Source organism: Xanthomonas euvesicatoria (assembly GCF_013112235.1).
In the GTDB taxonomy this organism is placed as follows: Bacteria; Pseudomonadota; Gammaproteobacteria; order Xanthomonadales; family Xanthomonadaceae; genus Xanthomonas; species Xanthomonas euvesicatoria.
The window spans coordinates 2,884,874-2,902,601 of record NZ_JABFFS010000001.1 but is presented as its reverse complement, the minus strand read 5'-3'; the positions used below and the strand labels follow the sequence as shown (position 1 = coordinate 2,902,601).

Below are 17,728 nucleotides of genomic sequence, written 5' to 3'. Positions count from 1 at the left end.
CTGGTCAGCGGCCGGAGGCCTTGGTGGGGGAATGGGCGGATGGACCGCTTTGGGGAGGTGATGACATTCGCGCTGTCGGTCCGCAGGCGCTGCTCGCGCGAATATTCAAGGCAACTGCGGCGGTCAGCTGTTGTGCGGCGAGCTCAGGGCTACCGATGCGTTGCAGTACCAGCTGCGCAGCCTGCCTGCCACGTGCACGCGGGTCTGCGGCCAGGGTGGTCAATGCAGGCGTGAACAGCGCCGCTTCGGCGATGTCGTCGAAGCCGGTCACCGCAAAGTCGCGGCCGGGCACGATGCCGTGCCTGGCCAGGGCCGCCATCAAACCGAGCGCAACGCTGTCGTTGTAGCAGACCGCTGCAGTCGCAGCCTGCGCCGCAGTGCTCAGCAAGCGCGCCCCGCACAGTGCGGCGTCCTGGCGATTTGGAGCCGACTCGACGTAATGCGTTTCCAGGTCCGCCTCCTGCATCGCGCGCGCATAGCCGGCGCGACGCTGCCGGCAGGAACTGGATGCGGCATGCCCACCGAAGAACACGATACGCCGATGACCTTGCGCAATCAGGTGCGAGCAGGCCTCGAACGCGCCTTGTGCGTTGTCCAGCGCCAGCAGATCCCATTGCGCGCCCTCCACCTCGCGATTGAACAGCACCACGTTGCGTTGGCGGCCGAGCACCTGGGTCAGCGCCTGCGCCTGGCTGCCTTCGGCCGGCGACAGGATGATGCCCGCCGGCGTGTGCTCCATCAGCGAGGTCAGCACTGCCTGTTGACGCTGCGTCGATTCGCCGGTGCTGCCGAGCAAGGTGACATAGCCGGCTGCGCCCAGTGCCTCGTCCACACCGGCGGCGAACTCGGCAAAAAACGGGTTGGACAAATCGTTGATGACCAGCGCGACGCTGGACGAGGTGCGTTGGCGCAAATTCGCCGCGGCGCGGTTGTAGACGTAATTCTGCCGATCCAACTCGGCCTCCACGCGCGCGCGCGTGCTTGCATGCACAAGCGGGCTCCCGCGCAGCACCAGCGACACCGTCGCGCGCGAGACACCGATGGCGCTGGCGATATCGCGTAGCGTCACCGCGCCGCGCCGCGCGCCCGGCGTACCATCGTCCGCAGTCATCTCGGGTGTCGGCTTGGCTGGCGTCACGTGGCAAGCCTTGCGGTGGAAAAAAGACGCATGCAGTGGCATCAAATTGGATCGATCCAATTAGGCCTCTTCCGCGCAGTCAATGCATGCGGCAGTGCAACATAGTCCATTTCGCACGAGGCCAAGGCCCAAGGCAACGCACCGACTGGCCAGTGATCCGACAGCGGCGGTTCGCACCAGTCACTCAAACGCGATCGATAGCCCGATGCCACCTTGCCAATCCGGGCTTTCCGAGGTCAGTCCCCGCAACACCGACACATCCAGCTGCATCGCATGCGGCAGCTGCCAGGCGCCACCCGCGCCGGCCACGCGCGAATGCGCGCTGCCGGTGTCCACGCCCGCTTCCACATAGCTGCTGAAATGGTCGCCGGAAAAAAACGTGTAATTGGGCGCGAAGGTCCAGGTGTGCCCGTCGTCATCGCGCGCGTAATTGACGTACAACGCGATGGCACGCTGCTGCGCCAGATCCCAGGATGCAGTCACACCGAGTTCGCGCGAGTAGCCGTCGCTGAAGGACGGGCTGCCGGTCGGGATGCTGTAAGTGCCCAGCGCAGCCCAATGAAAGCTCTCCGAACGCGATGGCAAGGCCACCTTCAATCCGACACTGCTATCCCCGCCGCCACGTACCCGCACGCCCCCACCATGCTGCCAGTTGTAGCTGTCGCTCCCGAGTTGCAGTTCGACATTCTGGAACAACCCCAGACGCAGCAGCGTGTCGGCGGTGTATTGGGTCGTGCGCTGCCCGTCGCTGCGGTCGGTACTTGCATCCGGCAAGCCCTGCTCCCAGGCAAACGCACCTGGCTGCAACGCCTCCGCAGCGAATGGAATGCCTGGCCGGTCGAACGCCGGCGCATCGTCTGCCTGTGCGGCGGCGTGCCCGCTAGCCACGCACAGCGCAAGCATCACCAAGGCCGACGCCGTTCGGCGCAGCGCCTGCACCGGCACGCGACTGAGGGCACGACTGTCGACGGCTGCCACGACGTTGGATTTCAGGAATTTCGACGACAGGGACATATGCAGCACCATTGGCAGGACGGAGCAACCGAGCAGGGACGAGGGCACGGCAAAGGCGCCGGCCTGCATCGACACGTAACGGCGCGCATGGTGCCGCGCCACCCGTGACCGGCTTGTATAGCGTCGCGCTGCGTGCTGTCTCCCGCGCCAGCGGTCGGGGTGAGCCCCGATGGCCTTGCATGAAGCACCATGATCAAGCAACCAACCCGCATTCTGCGCCAGACAATCCGATGGCCGCCCTCTGGCTTGCGCGGTGGCTACGCGCCTATTGCCTGCGGAAAACGCAATGAAAATGGGCACCCGCAGGTGCCCATGTACAACACACACCACGCATCGGGCGTTCTACCAGACCAGGTCGTCGGGCACCTGATACTTCGGATCAGCGTACGGGTCGTCGCCCGCTGGTGCGTTCGGGTCCACCTTCAAGGCGACCGATGGGGCGAACACCGCTTCGGCTTCGGCAAGCAGCTCGGCAGTCACCAGCAGATAGCGTCCGTTGAGTTGCAGCACACCCAGCTCGCCGGCATTGAGCGCCTTGAGCTGATCGGCGGTGACGTAAATGCGCTTGATCTTGCCGCCATACGGAAAATGCCGGGCGATATCCGCAGCGGCATCATTCAAACCCTTGTCCTTCACCAGCGCTTCGAGCTTGGCCTTGGCTTCGCGACGCAGGCGTGCTTCTTCCTGCTTCACTCGCTCGGCTTCGATGCGCTCGTCCTTCTCGCGCTGCGCACGAATCGCATAGGCCTTGGCCAGATCGATATCTTCGCGCGTGCGTGCCGGCCTGGGGCCGCGACGGTCTGCAGCGGCATGCTGCGGACGCGGCGCTGCGCCGGGCTTGCCGTCATGCCGACGCTCGGGCCTGCCAGCGGGTTTGCGCTCGCCATTGCCGTCGGTTGACGCGGCGGCATGTGGCCGCTGCGGTCCCCTGCCCTGGCCCGGCCGATTTCCCCCGGGTGCTGGCTTGCCGCCATTGCCATGTGCACGCGCTGCAGGCCGTGCGTCGGGTTTGCGTTCGGGCTTGGGCGCGGACTTGAAGCCCAACCCAAGCAACTGGTCACGTAAGGTATCGCTCATGGCGGCGGCAATCTGCAATCAATAGTGCGGAGGCGGCGGTTCGTCCGCTGCATCGGCAAACAATGTGGAGCGCACCTTGCCCAGATCCTCGAGCAGGTGGCGGATCAGTTCGGCGTTGCGTGCACCCGTCAAACGGGCGTCTGCAAGTGCTTCACTCAGTTCGTTGAGCGCCTGCTCCTGAAAGGACAGGCGCGTTTCCAATTCGATCAACCGCGCTTCCAGCGCGCGGTCGTGCAGCGGGAGTTGCTCATGCATATAACGAACGGCCTCGTCCAATGGCGTAGTACGCCAGACCTGCGGCTTCGATCTCCTGCGGGTCGTAAAGGTTGCGGCCGTCGAAGACGACATCGTCCTTCAAGGCCTGCTTGATCTTGCCGAAGTCCGGGCTGCGGAACTGCTTCCACTCGGTGACCACGACCAGGGCGTCGGCACCTTCCAGTGCAGAAAAGGCATCGTCGCAATACGCCAGATCATCGCGCTCGCCGAAGATGCGCCTGGCTTCGCGAGTGGCTTCAGGGTCGTAGGCGCGCACGGTGGCACCGGCTTCCCACAACTGTTCCATCAGGCGACGGCTGGACGCAGCACGCATGTCGTCGGTATTGGGCTTGAACGCCAGACCCCACACCGCGAAGGTCTTGCCGGCCACACTGCCGGTGCCCTCGGCACCGTAATGCCGCTGCACCAATTCGAACAGATGGCCCTTTTGCGCGTTATTGACGCTTTCCACTGCCTCGAGCAGGGTCGGCCGCATGCCGTACTGCTCGGCTGTCTTGGCCAATGCCTGCACGTCCTTCGGGAAGCACGAGCCGCCGTAGCCGGCGCCGGGATAGATGAAGTGCCAGCCAATACGCGGATCCGAACCGATGCCGTTGCGCACGTGCTCGACGTCGGCACCGACACGCTCGGCAATGGTGGCAATCTCGTTCATGAAACTGATCTTGGTCGCCAGCATCGCGTTGGCCGCGTACTTGGTCAGCTCGGCCGACCGCACGTCCATTTCCACGATGCGATCGCGATTGCGGTTGAACGGTGCGTACAGCCGCCGCATGCGCGCAATGGCCGCCGGCTTCTTGGCACCAATCACGATGCGGTCCGGGCGCATGCAGTCGGCCACCGCGTCGCCTTCCTTGAGGAATTCGGGGTTGGAGACGACATCGACCTCGTGCGCAACTCCGCGCGCGGCCAGTTCTTCCTGGATCGCCACGCGCACGATGTCGGCCGTGCCGACCGGCACGGTGGACTTGTTGACCACGATCGCCGGGCCGTCGATATGCCGGCCCACCGTGCGCGCAACTGCCAGCACGTATTGCAGGTCGGCACTCCCGTCCTGGTCAGCCGGCGTGCCGACGGCAATGAAGGTGATCTCGCCATGCGCGATGGCTGCAGCCGCATCGCTGGTGAAGCGCAACCGGCCGGCGGCATGGTTGGCCTTCACCATCGGCTCCAGGCCGGGCTCATAGATCGGAATCAGCCCGCGATTGAGGGCATCAAGCTTGGCTTGATCGATATCCACGCAGACGACCTGGTGCCCCACTTCGGCCAGGCAGGCACCGGTCACAAGACCCACGTAGCCGGTGCCGAAGATCGCAACGCGCATGGAATGGAATGCCTGCCGCGGAAGATCAGGGAAGGATACCCATCAGCTCGACATCGAACGTCAACGTTGCGTCAGGTCCGATCGGCCCGCCTTGCGTGCCGTTCGGGCCATAGGCCAGGTTGGACGGAATCCAGAAACGGTATTTCGAACCGACCGGCATCAACGCGACGCCCTCGGTCCAACCGGGGATGACTTGATCCAGACCAAACTCCGCCGGCTGGCCGCGCTGGTAGGAACTGTCGAAGACCTGCCCGTTGAGCAGCTTGCCTTCGTAGTTCACACGCACCTTGCTGGTCCGCATCGGGCGCTCGCCGCTGCCCTGGCGCAACACCATGTACTGCAGGCCGGACGCGGTGGTGATCACGCCCTTCTCGGTCTTGTTCTTGGCAAGGAACTCATTGCCTTGCTTGCGATTGTTGGCAGCGGCGGCACCCTGCTTGGCAGAGGCGAATGCCTGCATGGTGGCTGCGGCTTCCTGCTGGGTCAGACGCGTGGTGCCCTTGGCGAACACGGTACGCACCGCTTCCATCAGGATCGACAGATCGATCTCGTCCTTGATGCCGGCCAGCGACGGACCAACCGCACGATCGCCGAGCATCAGGCCGACATTTTCCTTGGACGGGGCGGCCGGCGCGGCGCCCGGCGCCATGCCTGGCACCTGCTGGCCATTGCGGGCAGCGAGCGCGGTACGCAACGCGGTGTCGGTGGCCTGGGTCTGCTCATCCGACAACAGCGGCTTGCCGCCCTTGAATGCATTTTCGATGGCGCGTTGCATCGCGTTCACATCGATGTCCTGAGCAATCGGCTCGAACGAACGTGCCACGTCCATACCGATGGCGTAGCTCACGTCCTCGCGCGTGCTCTTGTCAGACGATGCATTCAAAGCTGGCTTCTCCTTGGTGGCCGCTGCGGCCGGTTGCTGCGACATCGCCGGCATCGATGCCGACATTGCCACCATCAGTAACGACGCCGCCGCGCCGCGCTTTCCCATCTTCATTCGATGCACTTCCCAAAAGTGAAAAGACACGCCACCGATGGCGCTGAATGCGCATTGTCGCATGCGCGCGCGGCGATGCGAGTGCTCAGTGCGCCGGTGCCTTGAGCTCGCGTTCGATTGCTGCCAGCACGCTCGGATCGTCCGGTTTGATCTTGCTGGGGAACTGCGCAACCACCCGGCCATCGCGACTGATCAGATACTTGTGGAAGTTCCAGCCCGGCGCCACGCCAGTGGCCTGGGTCAGGCGCTGATACAGCGGCGTTGCCTGCGCACCCAGCACATGGACCTTTTCGAACATCGGGAACTTCACCCCATAGGTCAGCGTGCAGAATTCCTGGATCTGCTTCTCCGATCCCGGTTCCTGTCCCTGGAAATCGTTGGATGGAAAACCCAGCACCGTGAAGCCGCGGCTGCCGAAGCGCTGGTTGAGCGCTTCCAGCCCTTCGTACTGTGGGGTGAAGCCGCACTTGCTGGCGGTGTTGACCACCATGACGACCTTGCCGCCGTAGGTACGGTTCAGGTTGATTGGCGTCTTGCCGGCCAGCGGCCGGTATTCCACATCCAGTACCGGAGTGCCGGCAGCGAACGCGGATGTTGCAAAAAAGCCAGTCAATACAAGAGCTAGCAGACGATTGAGCAACATGAGCAATGCCCTTCGAAAGTTGAGGCGGCGCACCGATGAGGGGTGCCATCAGTTGGGGATGACAAACAGTTGACTGCCTGCGTGTCGGTGTTATAGTTTAATACAACACCAGTCACCCAACGCAGGGGAAAGCATGAACAGCACACGCTTGACGCGACCAGTTCCGCTGTTGCTGTTCGGCAGCACCCTGTTTGCCATTGGTTGCCTGGGAGCCGCTTCCAGTCAGGTGACGGAGTCCGGCGCCGATTATGGCGTGTCGGAGGCGGTTACGGAAAACGCGACAACTCCCCCCGAAGCGCGTTCCCGGCCTGGCCGGCATGTGCGCGCCTCGCTGTCGATGCCCTATTTCTCCTTCGCGCAGGCCCTGCGCCCACGGAGCTGATCATGAACGACATTCAGTGGAGCGACGGCGCTCCCATCTATCGCCAACTCAAGGAACGGGTGATTGCCATGATGCTCGATGGAATTCTCAAGCCCGGCGATGCCCTGCCCTCGGTGCGCCAGGTGGCGGCCGATTACCAACTCAACCCCATCACCGTCTCGCGCGCCTACCAGGAACTGGCCGACGAGAACCTGGTGGAAAAACGCCGCGGTCTGGGCATGTTCATGACCCCGGAGGCCGCACAGAAGCTGCGTGGCAGCGAACGCGAGCGTTTCTTGAATGAAGAATGGCCCGCCGTGCTGGAAAGGATCCAGCGCCTGGGACTGTCCATCGACGATCTGTTGCCACAGGGAAAAACACCATGACCGCCGTCTCCTCCGACCATGTGGTCGACGCACGTGGCCTGCGCAAGGCCTACAAGCATCGGCTCGCGCTGGACAACACCAGCTTCACCATTGCCGCCGGCCGCATTATTGGACTGATCGGCCCCAACGGCGCCGGCAAGACCACTGCGCTCAAGGCGGTGCTGGGGCTGACCGATTTCGCCGGCGAGTTGCAGGTATTGGGCATGGATCCGCGCACCCAGCGCAATGCGCTGATGAACGAGGTCTGCTTCATTGCCGACGTGGCGGTGCTGCCGCGCTGGCTGCGGGTCGGCGAAGCGATCGACTTCGTCGCCGGCGTGCATCCGCGTTTTGATCGCGCCAAGTGCGAGCGCTTCCTGGCCAATACCCAGCTCAACCGCAAATCGCGGGTGCGCGAGTTGTCCAAGGGCATGATCGTGCAGCTGCATCTGGCGCTGGTGATGGCCATCGACGCACGCATCCTGGTGCTGGACGAACCAACCCTGGGCCTGGACATCCTCTACCGCAAGCAGTTCTACCAGCGCCTGCTGGAGGATTACTTCGACGAGCAGAAGACCATCATCGTCACCACCCACCAGGTCGAAGAGATCGAGCACATCCTCACCGATGTGATGTTCATCCGCGACGGCCGCATCGTGCTCACCGCCGACATGGAAAGCATCTCCGAGCGCTACACCGAAGTCCTGGTCGGTGCCGACCAGCTGGATGCAGCGCGCTCCCTGAAGCCGATCGACGAGCGCGGCCTGCCGTTCGGCAAGACCGTGATGTTGTTCGATGGCGCGCCGAAAGAGCAGCTCGCCCGTTTTGGCGAAACCCGCAATCCCGGCCTAGCCGACCTGTTCGTTGCGGTCATGAAGGGGACCTACGCATGAATGCAGTGACCAACCAAGCATCACCCGCACGCACCTTCGCCTGGCTGCTCAAACGCGAATATTGGGAGCACCGTGGCGGCTTCGTGTGGGCGCAGTTCATCACCGGCGGCATCGCGGTGTTCTTCGCGCTGCTGGGCGCGGTGATCGGTGCGATCAGCGCCCGCCGCAACATGGTCGGCGACAGCATCACCATGGACGATCTGGCCGAATACACGCGCACGCTGGGCCAGGTCGGCGACGGCCTGCTGCTGGGCGGCATCGGCATCGCCTCGGTGGTGCTGGCATTCGTGGTGTTTTTCTACGCACTCGGCAGCCTGTACGACGATCGCCGCGACCGCAGCGTGCTGTTCTGGAAATCGTTGCCGGTGTCGGACGTGCAGACCGTGTTGTCCAAGGCTGCCTGGGCGTTGCTGCTGGCGCCGCTGATCTCCATCGCGATCGGTGCGGCGGTCGGCATGGCGCTGTGGCTGATCGCCATCGTTGGCGCCCTGATTGCCGGCGTGCCCAGCCCCTGGGCGCTGGCGACCCATTCGCACCCGTTCTCGCTGCTGTGGCTGTTGCTCAAGACCGTGCCGATGAGCCTGCTATGGGCGCTGCCGACCGTGGGCTGGCTGATGTTCTGCTCGGCCTGGGCCAACAGCAAGCCGTTCCTGTGGGCGGTGCTGTTTCCGCTGCTGGCCTGCGTGATGCTGAGCATTCTCTCGGCGATGCCGGGCGTGTCGCTGCCGATCGGCTGGATCTGGTACATCGTCGGCTACCGTGGCCTGCTCAGCGCCCTGCCCGGCACCTGGTCGCCACTTGCCGTCAGCGGGAACCTGGACAGCAGCACCCTGCAAAGCCCCAGCGACCTGGTGCAATGGGCCCTGCAGCACACCGACAGCACGCGCGTCTATGGCAGCGCGGATATCTGGATTGGCGCAGCCGTCGGTATCGCCTTGATCGCCTCTTCCATCTACCTGCGCCGTCGGCGCTCCGAAGCCTGAGGGACCTCCCATGCGCCTGACCCTGAGCCTGGCCATCCTGCTCGCATTGCCCGGTGTTGCAGCGGCAGAGGAGCAGTGCAAGTTCTCCGAACCACGTAGCCTGGACCTGCAACTGACCGGCGTGAAGTCGGTCCTGTTCGAGGTCGCTTCCAACGACCTGCATCTGGACGCCTCGCCCGGCGGCGGCGGGAAACTGGGCGGGCGCGCCTGTGCTGCCAGGGCCGAATTGCTCAAGAGCCTGACCGTGACCCAGAAGCGCGTCGGCGACAAGCTGGTGGTGAGCTTGAACGATGACCGCCGGTTTTCCTTCGGCAACAGCTATTCCTACCTGGACCTGCGCGGCAGCGTGCCCAACACGGTGCTGGTGCAATTTGACGTGGGTTCCGGCGATGCGCAGATCAACGGGGCCGCCGCAGTGAGCGCCGACGTGGGTTCGGGCGACATGACCATTCGTCACACCAAGGGCCGCGTGACCGCCAAGGTGGGTTCCGGCGATGTCGAGCTGGAAGATCTGGGCGCGCTGCGCGTGCTGGCAGTGGGCTCGGGCGACCTCAAGGCGCGTGAGGTGCACGGTGCGGCAGAGGTGGCGAAAGTGCAGTCCGGCGAGATCAAGCTGCACGGCGTCGCAGGCAACATCAAAATCGGCACGATCGGCTCGGGCGATGTCGATATCCGCGATGTGCAAGGCAATGTCAACGTGGAGTCGGTCGCTTCCGGCGCGTTGAATGTCCGCAAGGTGCGTGGCGATCTGAGCGTGGCGCACAAGGGCAGCGGCGATATCGATGTGAGCGAGGTCTCCGGCAGCACCCGGGTACCGACAGACAAATGACGACGACTTCTTTCAGGATGTGGGGGAAATGCTGATGAAATTGCTTGTTTCGGCGGTAGTGATGAGCGTATTGCTGGCGGGTTGCGGCAAGTCCGAACCCACCGTCAACGTCTCCAGCCAGGCCAATGGTGCCGGCGTGACCTTTACCGGCAAGAGCCTGACGCTCAAGCGCGACGGCTTGCCGGCCGCCACCATCGGTGTCGATGGCGCGCTCAGCATCGACGGCAAGCCGGTGGACTTGAATGAGGCGCAACGCCAGGCGATGCGCAGTTACTACGCGCAAGTGCAAGGCGTGGCCAAGAAGGGCATCGACATCGGCACCCAGGGCGCGGCGTTCGGCGCACATGCCGCAGGCCAAGCGATCAAGGGCGTGCTCAGCGGCAACTCAGATCAGATCGGCGACAAGATCGAGGCCGAGGCAGACACCTTCAAGCACAAGGCCCTGCAGATCTGCGATCAGCTGGCCACGCTGCGCACCGCACAGGATGCAGCCGCGCACCTGGTGCCGGCCTTTGCGCCGTACTCGACCCTGACGCAGCACGACATCGACGATTGCCGCAAGTAGATGGCCCGACAGACCGACGACGCGCACCGCCGGGCGGGCGTCGTCGGTGCGCGGCGCGGCATGTGCCGATCGTCCACTGCGACGCCGGTGCGCCACACGCCTGGTTGACGACCGTTCGCAGGCAGGTGGCAGCGCCTCCATCCGCAACGCTCAGCAACTGCGTATCGCACCGCCTGCGCAGCTGTCCGCATGGCGCGTGCCATCGCTGATCGGCCGGCCGGAACGCGCTTGGAACCGGCGATGCGTGCACGGTAACCAAACGCATCGACGCCCTGCGACATTTTGGCAGGCACCGGACGGCCGCTTTGCCGATCCGCAGACCGGAGCGGGATTACACTAATGTGCTTCCCTCACTCCATCGACCCCATGAACAAGTTCGTGATGCTCTGCATGGCGCTTCTGCTGTGCACGCTTGCTGCCTGCGGCGACCAGTCGTCTCGCCGCGCCGAACGCGGCAAGCCGCGCGTTGCGGTCACCACGCAGTCGGTGATGATCCGCCGCCCGCCGGCTGCCAATGCCGAAATCACCCCCGACGGCACGCTCAAGATCGACGACATCGCGCTGCCGCAGAAAGAAGCCACACGCGCCAAGCTGCAATTGCTGTTCGGCCACCTGCAGATGTTGCGTCAGCAGGCAGTGAACGAGGCCGGCCCGGATCCGGAATACAAGTCGATCAAGCTGACCGCCACGCCGCAGATCCAGACGCTCAGTGGGGAATTGCTGGATGAAATCCCGTCGCTGCAGCCGTATCGCGAGAGTTTTAGTAACCTGCAAGCCGAGCGGCATTGACGCCCAGCGCACGTCAGCCAAGCGGCCAGAAGCAGCAAGAAAACCGCAGGAACGCGGTTGCGCGCGATGAGCAGTTACCGATCACGCCTCATCGCGCACAGGTGCGCTCTTCCATATGCACTGCGGTGATCAGCCGCCGCCGCCACCGCCGCCGGCCTGGATACCGCCGCGCGTCAAGGCTGCCGGGTCGAGCAATCGCCGCAGTTCCGCTTCGCCGAGCCCGCTGTCTTCCTTGGCCACATCCAGTACCGGCCGCTGCTCCTTGTAGGCACGCTTGGCGATGGCCGCGGCTTTTTCGTAGCCGATGATCGGATTCAGTGCGGTCACCAGAATGGGGTTGCGGTCCAGCGCCTCGCGGACGCGCTCCTGACGCACCTTCAGCCCGGCAATGGCCGTGTCGGCCAACAGACGCGAAACGTTGCCCAGCAAGTTGATCGAATCCAGCAGGTTGTAGGCGATCAGCGGCAAGGTCACGTTCAACTGGAAGTTGCCGGTTTGCCCGGCGATGGTGATGGCAGTGTGGTGGCCGATCACCTGCGCGCACGCCATCACGGTGGCTTCGGGAATCACCGGATTGACCTTGCCCGGCATGATCGAGCTGCCAGGCTGCAGCGCCGGCAGTTCGATTTCGCCCAGTCCCGCCAGCGGTCCGGCATTCATCCAGCGCAAGTCGTTTGCAATCTTGATCAGCGCCACCGCCAACGCGTTGAGCTGACCGGACAGCTCCACCGCATCGTCCTGCGCGGCGAGGCCTTCGAACTTGTTTTCCGCGCTCTCGAACCTGGCTCCGCTCAGGCTGGACAAGGCCTTGGCCACCTTGCCACCGAAGCGCGGGTCAGCATTGATGCCGGTCCCGATCGCCGTACCGCCCAGCGGCAAGCGTCGCAGGCGTTTGAGCGCGTCGTCGATACGCTCCTGCGCCGAACTCAGCTGCGCCGACCACGCGCCGAACTCCTGCCCAAAGGTGAGCGGCATCGCATCCATCAAATGCGTGCGACCGGTCTTGACGATCTTGTCCAGCGATTTGGCGCGCTTATCGATGGTCTTGCGCAGATGCTTGAGCGCCGGTTGCAGATGTTCCTGCACAGCCAGCAATGCCGACACGCGAATGGCGGTGGGCACCACATCGTTGGAACTCTGGCCGAGATTGACGTGGTCGTTGGGATGCACCGCATCCTTGCCGGCACGCGTGGCCAAGGTGGCAATCACCTCATTGGCATTCATGTTGGACGAGGTGCCCGAACCGGTCTGGTACACATCGATGGGAAACTGCGCATCGAAGCGACCCTCGGCCACTTGCAACGCGGCGGCCTGCACGGTCTTGCCGATCGACTTGGGCAACAATCCAAGCTCGGCGTTGACGCCGGCTGCCGCGGCCTTGATCAAGCCCAGCGCGCGAATGAAACCACGCGGCATCGGCTGCCCGGACACCGGGAAATTCTGCACCGCGCGCTGGGTCTGCGCGCCCCACAGCGCATCGGCGGGTACCTGCAATTCGCCCATGCTGTCGTGTTCGGTCCTGAAACGTTCGCTCATCTGCACTCTCCGCACATTGCTGACTTGTGGTGATCGATGGCTGGCGGCGGGCGTACCCACGCTGGCGAGGCTGCCTACGATACTCGCTCGCCGCGTTGCGACGATGTCGTCGCACGCTGTCGGCTAGACTGCCTGTTGATCATGACGAGATGCCAAGCCGCCATGGGCGACGAGCCTGACTGTAGAAACGCAGACTCCACATCTGTTGCCGGGATACCCCGCACCTCTGCCGCATATGCGCTAGCACGCAGATGTACCGCTCCTGCAGCGCACGGAGGCGGACATGTTAGGTAACGTCTTGCTCCTGTTGGTCGCGCTGTTGCTGGTGCTGTTGAATGGGTTCTTTGTCGCCGCCGAATTCGCGCTGGTCAAGCTGCGGCACACGCAAGCGGTGGGCCTGGCGCAAACCAACGGCTGGCGTGGGCGCTTGCTGCTCGGGGTGCACGCCCATCTGGATGCGTATCTGTCGGCCTGCCAGCTCGGGATCACCCTGGCCTCGCTCGGATTGGGCTGGGTCGGCGAGCCGGCGTTCGCACATCTGCTGCAACCGCTGTTCGATACGCTGGGCCTGTCGCCGGAAGCGGCACAATTCACCGCGCTGGCAATCGCCTTCAGCCTGATTTCGTTCCTGCACATCGTGCTGGGCGAACTGGCGCCCAAGACCATGGCGATCCGCCGCCCGGAACGCATGTCGTTGTGGACCGCCGCGCCGCTGTACGTTTTCTACTGGCTGATGTACCCGGCCATCTGGGTACTCAATACCAGCGCCAACCGCTTTCTGCGCCTGCTCGGGTGGGGCGAAGTGGAACACCACTCGCATCGTTATTCACGCGAGGAATTGATGCTGATCGTCGGCCGCCAGGACCCGAACGCCGTAGCGCCCGACCAGGGGCTGGCCTTGATGAGCCACGCGTTGGAATTGCCGGATCTGGTCGCCGGCGACCTGATGCGTCCGCGCGAGCACCTGCGCAGCCTGCGCGAAGGCATGACCCTGGAAGCGGTGCTGGCCGAATTCAGTGAGTCGCGCTACAGCCGCTACCCCTGGTTCGATGCCGATGGCGAGCAGGTGCTGGGCATCCTGCACACCAAGGATCTGCTGGTGGCGATGGCACGCGGCCAGAACCTGGACGATCTGCGCCCGCTGCTGCGCCCTCCCACCGTGCTGACCCTGGAAACGCCGATTCCCAACGCGCTGGAGCAATTCCGCGCCGGCACCACCCATCTGGCGCTGTGCGTGGAAGAAGAAGGCCGCATCCTGGGCTTTTTCACCCTGGAAGACCTGCTGGAAGTGGTGGTCGGCGACATCGAGGACGAGCACCGCCATGTGGTGCGCGATGCCCCGATCCGTGGCCAGGACGGCTCGCTGCTGGTCGCCGGCAGCACCTCGATCTTCCGCCTGGAACGCCTGCTCGGTCAGGATCTGAGCGCGCCGGACCACGTCAATTCGGTCGGCGGGCTGATCCTGTATCAGCTGCAGCGCCTGCCCGAGGAAGGCGAAACGCTGGAACTGGATGGCCACTTGCTGACCGTACGGCGCATGGCAGGCCACCGCATCCAGGCGGTCACGGTGCGCCCGGTGGGCGAAGCCGTCGATGCGGCCAGCTGATGTCGTCGATTCATTCGGTGGACGCGCGAGGCGATTGGCCGATGCGAAACCAATAACGGTAATCGCGCGACTGCCCACCGAACCGCACCCCGCGGATGGTCACGTCGTATATCACACCCGGCTGCAAGCGCGGCACCCGGAATTGCAGGCTGTTGGGCACCCCGAAACTTTCGTGGTCCTCGCTCAGGTTGCGCACCTGCAGCTGGCGTCCATCGCGCTCACGGATCTCCACCTGCGCATCGGCGTAGTCGACATCGCGATTGGCGAACTTGCGCTTGCGGTCCGGCAAGGCGGTGAACGACAACAACGCATCGTCGGCGTAGTACCGGCCCGGGTACTCGCCGATCGGCCAGGCGACGAAATCCTCGCGCGTTCGCGCGGCGATGCCGACCGTCGGAACCAAGCGCAGCGCGGCACCGCTACTGAACGCAGCGCCATTGCGGCCGGCCACCATGCCGAAGGCGACGCGTTGCAGAAACGGATCCAGCAGCCAGCGCCGGTGCCCCAGTCCACCGGCGCTGACGTTGTTGGCGTCGGTCAGCCACTCGATCACGATCTCATCGGCGCTGGAAAAACGCAGCAGCGGCGAGCTGACCCCGCCATAGATCAGGCTGCGGCGCGCGCCCTTGGCCGCGCTGTCGGAATAGCAGCGCCAGTCCGGCGTCGGCGCATGGCTGAGGCGGCCGTTGGCGGCAATCACCAAGGCCGCCTGGGTGGCCTCGGGCTCGGCCGCCGGGTCGTCGTCGACCGCGTCGAGACCGTGCAGCCGACGGATGTCGTTGATCAGCGCCAGCACGCGTTGTCGCTGCGCCGGCTGCAACTCGCCGGCCCGGCAGCTGGCGATTGCTGGCGGGGTGCGATACAGCGCCGCCGCCTGCGCGGCGAAATCGGCATCCTGCGCGGTGGCGGGCAGCGCGGCGGGCAAGATCGCGAAGGCGAGACGAGCGAAGATCGGGCGCATGGCAGGCCGGAACAGCGCGGGAGCTCTACCATAAAGTGCAGCTCGCGCCATGTCGGGCGTCTCTGCCGCGCTGATAGCCCGCCATTCAGCCCACGCTGGCGTGGGCCTGGCAACCCACTTTCCAGCGCAGCGGGCCTGCCCGCGGCCCTGGCGGCGTAGAATGCTGGCCCCACTGTCACCGCTGCCTCCCTTGCCCATGTCGGATTCCGCCCTGCTCGCCCTGTCCCCGCTCGACGGCCGCTACGCCTCCAAGGTGGATGCGCTGCGCCCGATCTTCTCCGAATACGGCCTGATCAAGGCGCGGGTCAAGGTCGAAATCGAATGGCTGCTGGCACTGGCCGCCGAGCCGGGCATCGCCGAACTGGCGCCGTTCTCGCCGGCTGCCGCGCAGCGCCTGCGCGCCCTGGCCGACGATTTCAGCGTGGCGCATGCCGCGCGGGTCAAGGAGATCGAGCGCACCACCAACCATGACGTCAAGGCGGTGGAGTACTTCATCAAGGAGCAGCTCAAGGACGACGCCGAGCTGGGTCCGGCGCTGGAATTCGTGCACTTTGCCTGCACCAGCGAAGACATCAACAACCTCAGCTACGGGCTGATGCTGGAGCAGGCCCGCCGCGAGATGCTGCTGCCCAGCCTGGACGGCATTACCGCCGCGTTGCGCACCCTCGCCCACGCCCAGGCCGCCCAGCCGATGCTCTCGCGCACCCACGGCCAGACCGCCTCGCCCACCACGCTGGGCAAGGAAATCGCCAATGTGGTCGCGCGCCTGGAGCGCCAGCGCAAGCAGATCGCCGCGGTCGAACTGACCGGCAAGATCAACGGCGCGGTCGGCAACTACAACGCGCACCTGGTGTCGTACCCGGACCTGGACTGGGCAGCGTTCGCACAGCGTTTCGTGGAAAGCCTGGGGCTGGTGTTCAATCCCTACACCACCCAGATCGAGCCGCACGACAATGTGGCCGAAATCGGCGATGCCAGCCGCCGCGCCAACACCATCCTGATCGACCTGGCGCGCGACATCTGGGGCTATATCTCGCTGGGCTACTTCAAGCAGAAGCTGAAAGAGGGCGAAGTCGGCTCCTCGACCATGCCGCACAAGGTCAACCCCATCGACTTCGAAAATGCCGAAGGCAATTTCGGCATCGCCAACGCGCTGTTCGAGCATTTTTCCGCCAAGTTGCCGATCAGCCGCTGGCAGCGCGACCTCACCGACTCCACCGTGCTGCGTGCGCTCGGCACCGCGTTCGGCCACACCCAGGTCGCGCTGGATTCGCTGGCCAAGGGCCTGGGCAAGCTCACCGTCAACCCCGAGCGCCTGGATGGCGACCTGGATGCGGCCTGGGAAGTGCTGGCCGAAGCCGTACAGACGGTCATGCGCCGCCACGGGCTGCCGAACCCCTACGAACAACTCAAGGCGCTGACCCGCGGCCAGGGCATCACCGCCGCCTCGATGCAGGCCTTCGTGGAAAGCCTGCAACTGCCGGAAGACGACAAGCAACGCCTGCGCGCACTCACTCCGGGCGCCTATACCGGCCTGGCCGAGCAGCTGGCGCGGGCGATCTGAGCTGACCGAACCGCACGCGGTGCAGGGCTTGCGAAGCGGGCCACGTCATCGGACCTCATCGGCGAAGCTGCATCGGCATCACCACATGCCGATGCAGCACGATCAAGGCCAATGATGACGAGGCCAAGACGCCCGGGGCGGGATGCGTCGCACCTCGCATGCGGACGGGCGGCCGGCGAGGGCCTGCACATGGTGACCAAACCGGACTGCTATCTTGCCGGCCTCACTTCCAGGAGATCGGCGATGCGCGTCACTCACACGGCACTGACCCTGTTGACGCTGGGAAGCGTCCTTGCACTGAGCGGATGCGGCGGCGATGGCCCCGCCGCGCAGGCCCCGTCGGCGGTATCTAACACGCTGACCGATCCGGCCAGCGGCGCAGACTGTGCCGGCAAGGATGTCCGGCTGACCCGCAATGACAGCGAATGGATCCTGCACGGCGAGTGCGGCACGGTCACCATCACCGCCTCGCGTGGCGCGATGAATCTGGACACCGCGCGCAGCATTCGCCTGGAGGGAAGCAACTTCACGGTGCTCAACCAGCAACTTGGCCAGCTCAGCGTGAGCGGTCACGACAACACGCTCAATCTCACCGATGTCGATCGCGTGGATATCCAGGGCAACAAGAATCTTGTGCTCGCGCGTGCCGTGAAACAGGTACGGTTTTCGGGCAACGACAACACCGTCAACCCATCCAGCAAGCCCGTACTGGACGACCGTGGCAGCGGCAACAAGGTGATGTGATGCGCGCTGGTGCGCTATCGGCGCACGCGGCGATCAGCGTGCGCCGATAGCGCCACCATGCCGCTC

At 64.7% G+C, this 17,728-nt stretch carries 20 protein-coding genes; 10 read left to right on the top strand and 10 right to left on the bottom strand.

The features are described from left to right. Positions 1–4 precede the first annotated feature (4 nt). The 8 genes from HLH45_RS12550 to HLH45_RS12520 all read right to left on the bottom strand — a co-directional run bounded on the left by HLH45_RS12550 (position 5) and on the right by HLH45_RS12520 (position 6,466). Positions 5–1,180 (bottom strand): LacI family DNA-binding transcriptional regulator, encoded by a 1,176-nt coding sequence (locus tag HLH45_RS12550; RefSeq protein ID WP_011346982.1) that lies wholly within the window; start codon positions 1,178–1,180, stop codon positions 5–7. 138 nt (positions 1,181–1,318) lie between these two features. Further along, entirely contained in the window at positions 1,319–2,164 is an 846-nt protein-coding gene (locus HLH45_RS12545) for a transporter (protein WP_033479129.1), read from the bottom strand. Between the two features lie 330 nt (positions 2,165–2,494). Continuing rightward, on the bottom strand, positions 2,495–3,229 hold the full coding sequence (locus HLH45_RS12540; RefSeq protein WP_008576526.1) for a DUF2058 domain-containing protein: 735 nt from the start codon (positions 3,227–3,229) through the stop codon (positions 2,495–2,497). 18 nt (positions 3,230–3,247) lie between these two features. After that, positions 3,248–3,484: a SlyX family protein gene (locus HLH45_RS12535; RefSeq protein ID WP_008576524.1), complete on the bottom strand. Its 237-nt coding sequence runs from the start codon at positions 3,482–3,484 to the stop codon at positions 3,248–3,250. After that, positions 3,477–4,826, bottom strand: a complete 1,350-nt coding sequence (locus HLH45_RS12530) for a UDP-glucose dehydrogenase family protein (RefSeq protein ID WP_008576522.1) — start codon at positions 4,824–4,826, stop codon at positions 3,477–3,479. Before HLH45_RS12530 ends, HLH45_RS12535 begins: the two co-directional genes overlap by 8 nt. A 25-nt stretch (positions 4,827–4,851) precedes the next feature. Continuing rightward, complete coding sequence (locus HLH45_RS12525) at positions 4,852–5,775, bottom strand: FKBP-type peptidyl-prolyl cis-trans isomerase (protein ID WP_223866234.1); 924 nt, start codon at positions 5,773–5,775, stop codon at positions 4,852–4,854. Beyond that, the gene (locus tag HLH45_RS21795) at positions 5,693–5,878 is read right to left on the bottom strand and encodes a hypothetical protein (RefSeq protein WP_223866235.1); all 186 of its coding nucleotides are present in this window, start codon (positions 5,876–5,878) and stop codon (positions 5,693–5,695) included. Before HLH45_RS21795 ends, HLH45_RS12525 begins: the two co-directional genes overlap by 83 nt. A 30-nt stretch (positions 5,879–5,908) precedes the next feature. Beyond that, positions 5,909–6,466 carry a glutathione peroxidase gene (locus tag HLH45_RS12520; RefSeq protein WP_011346979.1) on the bottom strand — a complete coding sequence of 186 codons (558 nt, stop codon included), beginning with the start codon at positions 6,464–6,466 and terminating at the stop codon, positions 5,909–5,911. 133 nt (positions 6,467–6,599) lie between these two features. Here HLH45_RS12520 and HLH45_RS12515 point away from each other — a divergent pair, with 133 nt between their 5' ends. The 7 genes from HLH45_RS12515 to HLH45_RS12485 all read left to right on the top strand — a co-directional run bounded on the left by HLH45_RS12515 (position 6,600) and on the right by HLH45_RS12485 (position 11,251). Then, positions 6,600–6,848 carry a hypothetical protein gene (locus HLH45_RS12515; RefSeq protein WP_074053199.1) on the top strand — a complete coding sequence of 83 codons (249 nt, stop codon included), beginning with the start codon at positions 6,600–6,602 and terminating at the stop codon, positions 6,846–6,848. A 2-nt stretch (positions 6,849–6,850) separates the two neighbouring features. Beyond that, on the top strand, positions 6,851–7,213 hold the full coding sequence (locus HLH45_RS12510) for a GntR family transcriptional regulator (RefSeq protein WP_003483692.1): 363 nt from the start codon (positions 6,851–6,853) through the stop codon (positions 7,211–7,213). Next, positions 7,210–8,085, top strand: coding sequence for an ABC transporter ATP-binding protein (locus tag HLH45_RS12505; RefSeq protein WP_008578099.1), 876 nt, complete (start codon positions 7,210–7,212; stop codon positions 8,083–8,085). The genes HLH45_RS12510 and HLH45_RS12505 overlap by 4 nt, the downstream gene beginning before the upstream one ends. Next, positions 8,082–9,068 carry a hypothetical protein gene (locus HLH45_RS12500; RefSeq protein ID WP_008578098.1) on the top strand — a complete coding sequence of 329 codons (987 nt, stop codon included), beginning with the start codon at positions 8,082–8,084 and terminating at the stop codon, positions 9,066–9,068. The genes HLH45_RS12505 and HLH45_RS12500 overlap by 4 nt, the downstream gene beginning before the upstream one ends. 10 nt (positions 9,069–9,078) lie before the next feature. After that, on the top strand, positions 9,079–9,897 hold the full coding sequence (locus tag HLH45_RS12495) for a DUF4097 family beta strand repeat-containing protein (protein ID WP_008578097.1): 819 nt from the start codon (positions 9,079–9,081) through the stop codon (positions 9,895–9,897). A 28-nt stretch (positions 9,898–9,925) separates the two neighbouring features. After that, positions 9,926–10,462: a DUF2884 family protein gene (locus HLH45_RS12490; protein WP_008578096.1), complete on the top strand. Its 537-nt coding sequence runs from the start codon at positions 9,926–9,928 to the stop codon at positions 10,460–10,462. Between the two features lie 366 nt (positions 10,463–10,828). Further along, positions 10,829–11,251 carry a hypothetical protein gene (locus HLH45_RS12485; protein ID WP_014089812.1) on the top strand — a complete coding sequence of 141 codons (423 nt, stop codon included), beginning with the start codon at positions 10,829–10,831 and terminating at the stop codon, positions 11,249–11,251. Positions 11,252–11,380: 129 nt separating this feature from the next. Here the strand turns inward: HLH45_RS12485 and HLH45_RS12480 are convergent, their stop codons facing one another. Next, positions 11,381–12,787: a class II fumarate hydratase gene (locus HLH45_RS12480; RefSeq protein WP_008578094.1), complete on the bottom strand. Its 1,407-nt coding sequence runs from the start codon at positions 12,785–12,787 to the stop codon at positions 11,381–11,383. 283 nt (positions 12,788–13,070) lie between these two features. On the opposite strand from HLH45_RS12480, the gene HLH45_RS12475 reads away from it, so the two are divergent. After that, a complete protein-coding gene (locus HLH45_RS12475) occupies positions 13,071–14,393 on the top strand; it encodes a hemolysin family protein (protein ID WP_008578093.1) in 1,323 nt (440 codons plus the stop codon). Between the two features lie 10 nt (positions 14,394–14,403). On the opposite strand, the gene HLH45_RS12470 is transcribed toward HLH45_RS12475, so the two are convergent. Further along, positions 14,404–15,354, bottom strand: coding sequence for a CAP domain-containing protein (locus HLH45_RS12470; RefSeq protein WP_008578092.1), 951 nt, complete (start codon positions 15,352–15,354; stop codon positions 14,404–14,406). A 196-nt stretch (positions 15,355–15,550) separates the two neighbouring features. Here HLH45_RS12470 and purB point away from each other — a divergent pair, with 196 nt between their 5' ends. Together purB and HLH45_RS12460 are read left to right on the top strand one after the other, a co-directional pair. Then, positions 15,551–16,918 carry an adenylosuccinate lyase gene (purB, locus tag HLH45_RS12465; protein WP_008578090.1) on the top strand — a complete coding sequence of 456 codons (1,368 nt, stop codon included), beginning with the start codon at positions 15,551–15,553 and terminating at the stop codon, positions 16,916–16,918. 243 nt (positions 16,919–17,161) lie between these two features. Further along, positions 17,162–17,662: a DUF3060 domain-containing protein gene (locus HLH45_RS12460; RefSeq protein ID WP_011346970.1), complete on the top strand. Its 501-nt coding sequence runs from the start codon at positions 17,162–17,164 to the stop codon at positions 17,660–17,662. Positions 17,663–17,728 lie beyond the last annotated feature (66 nt).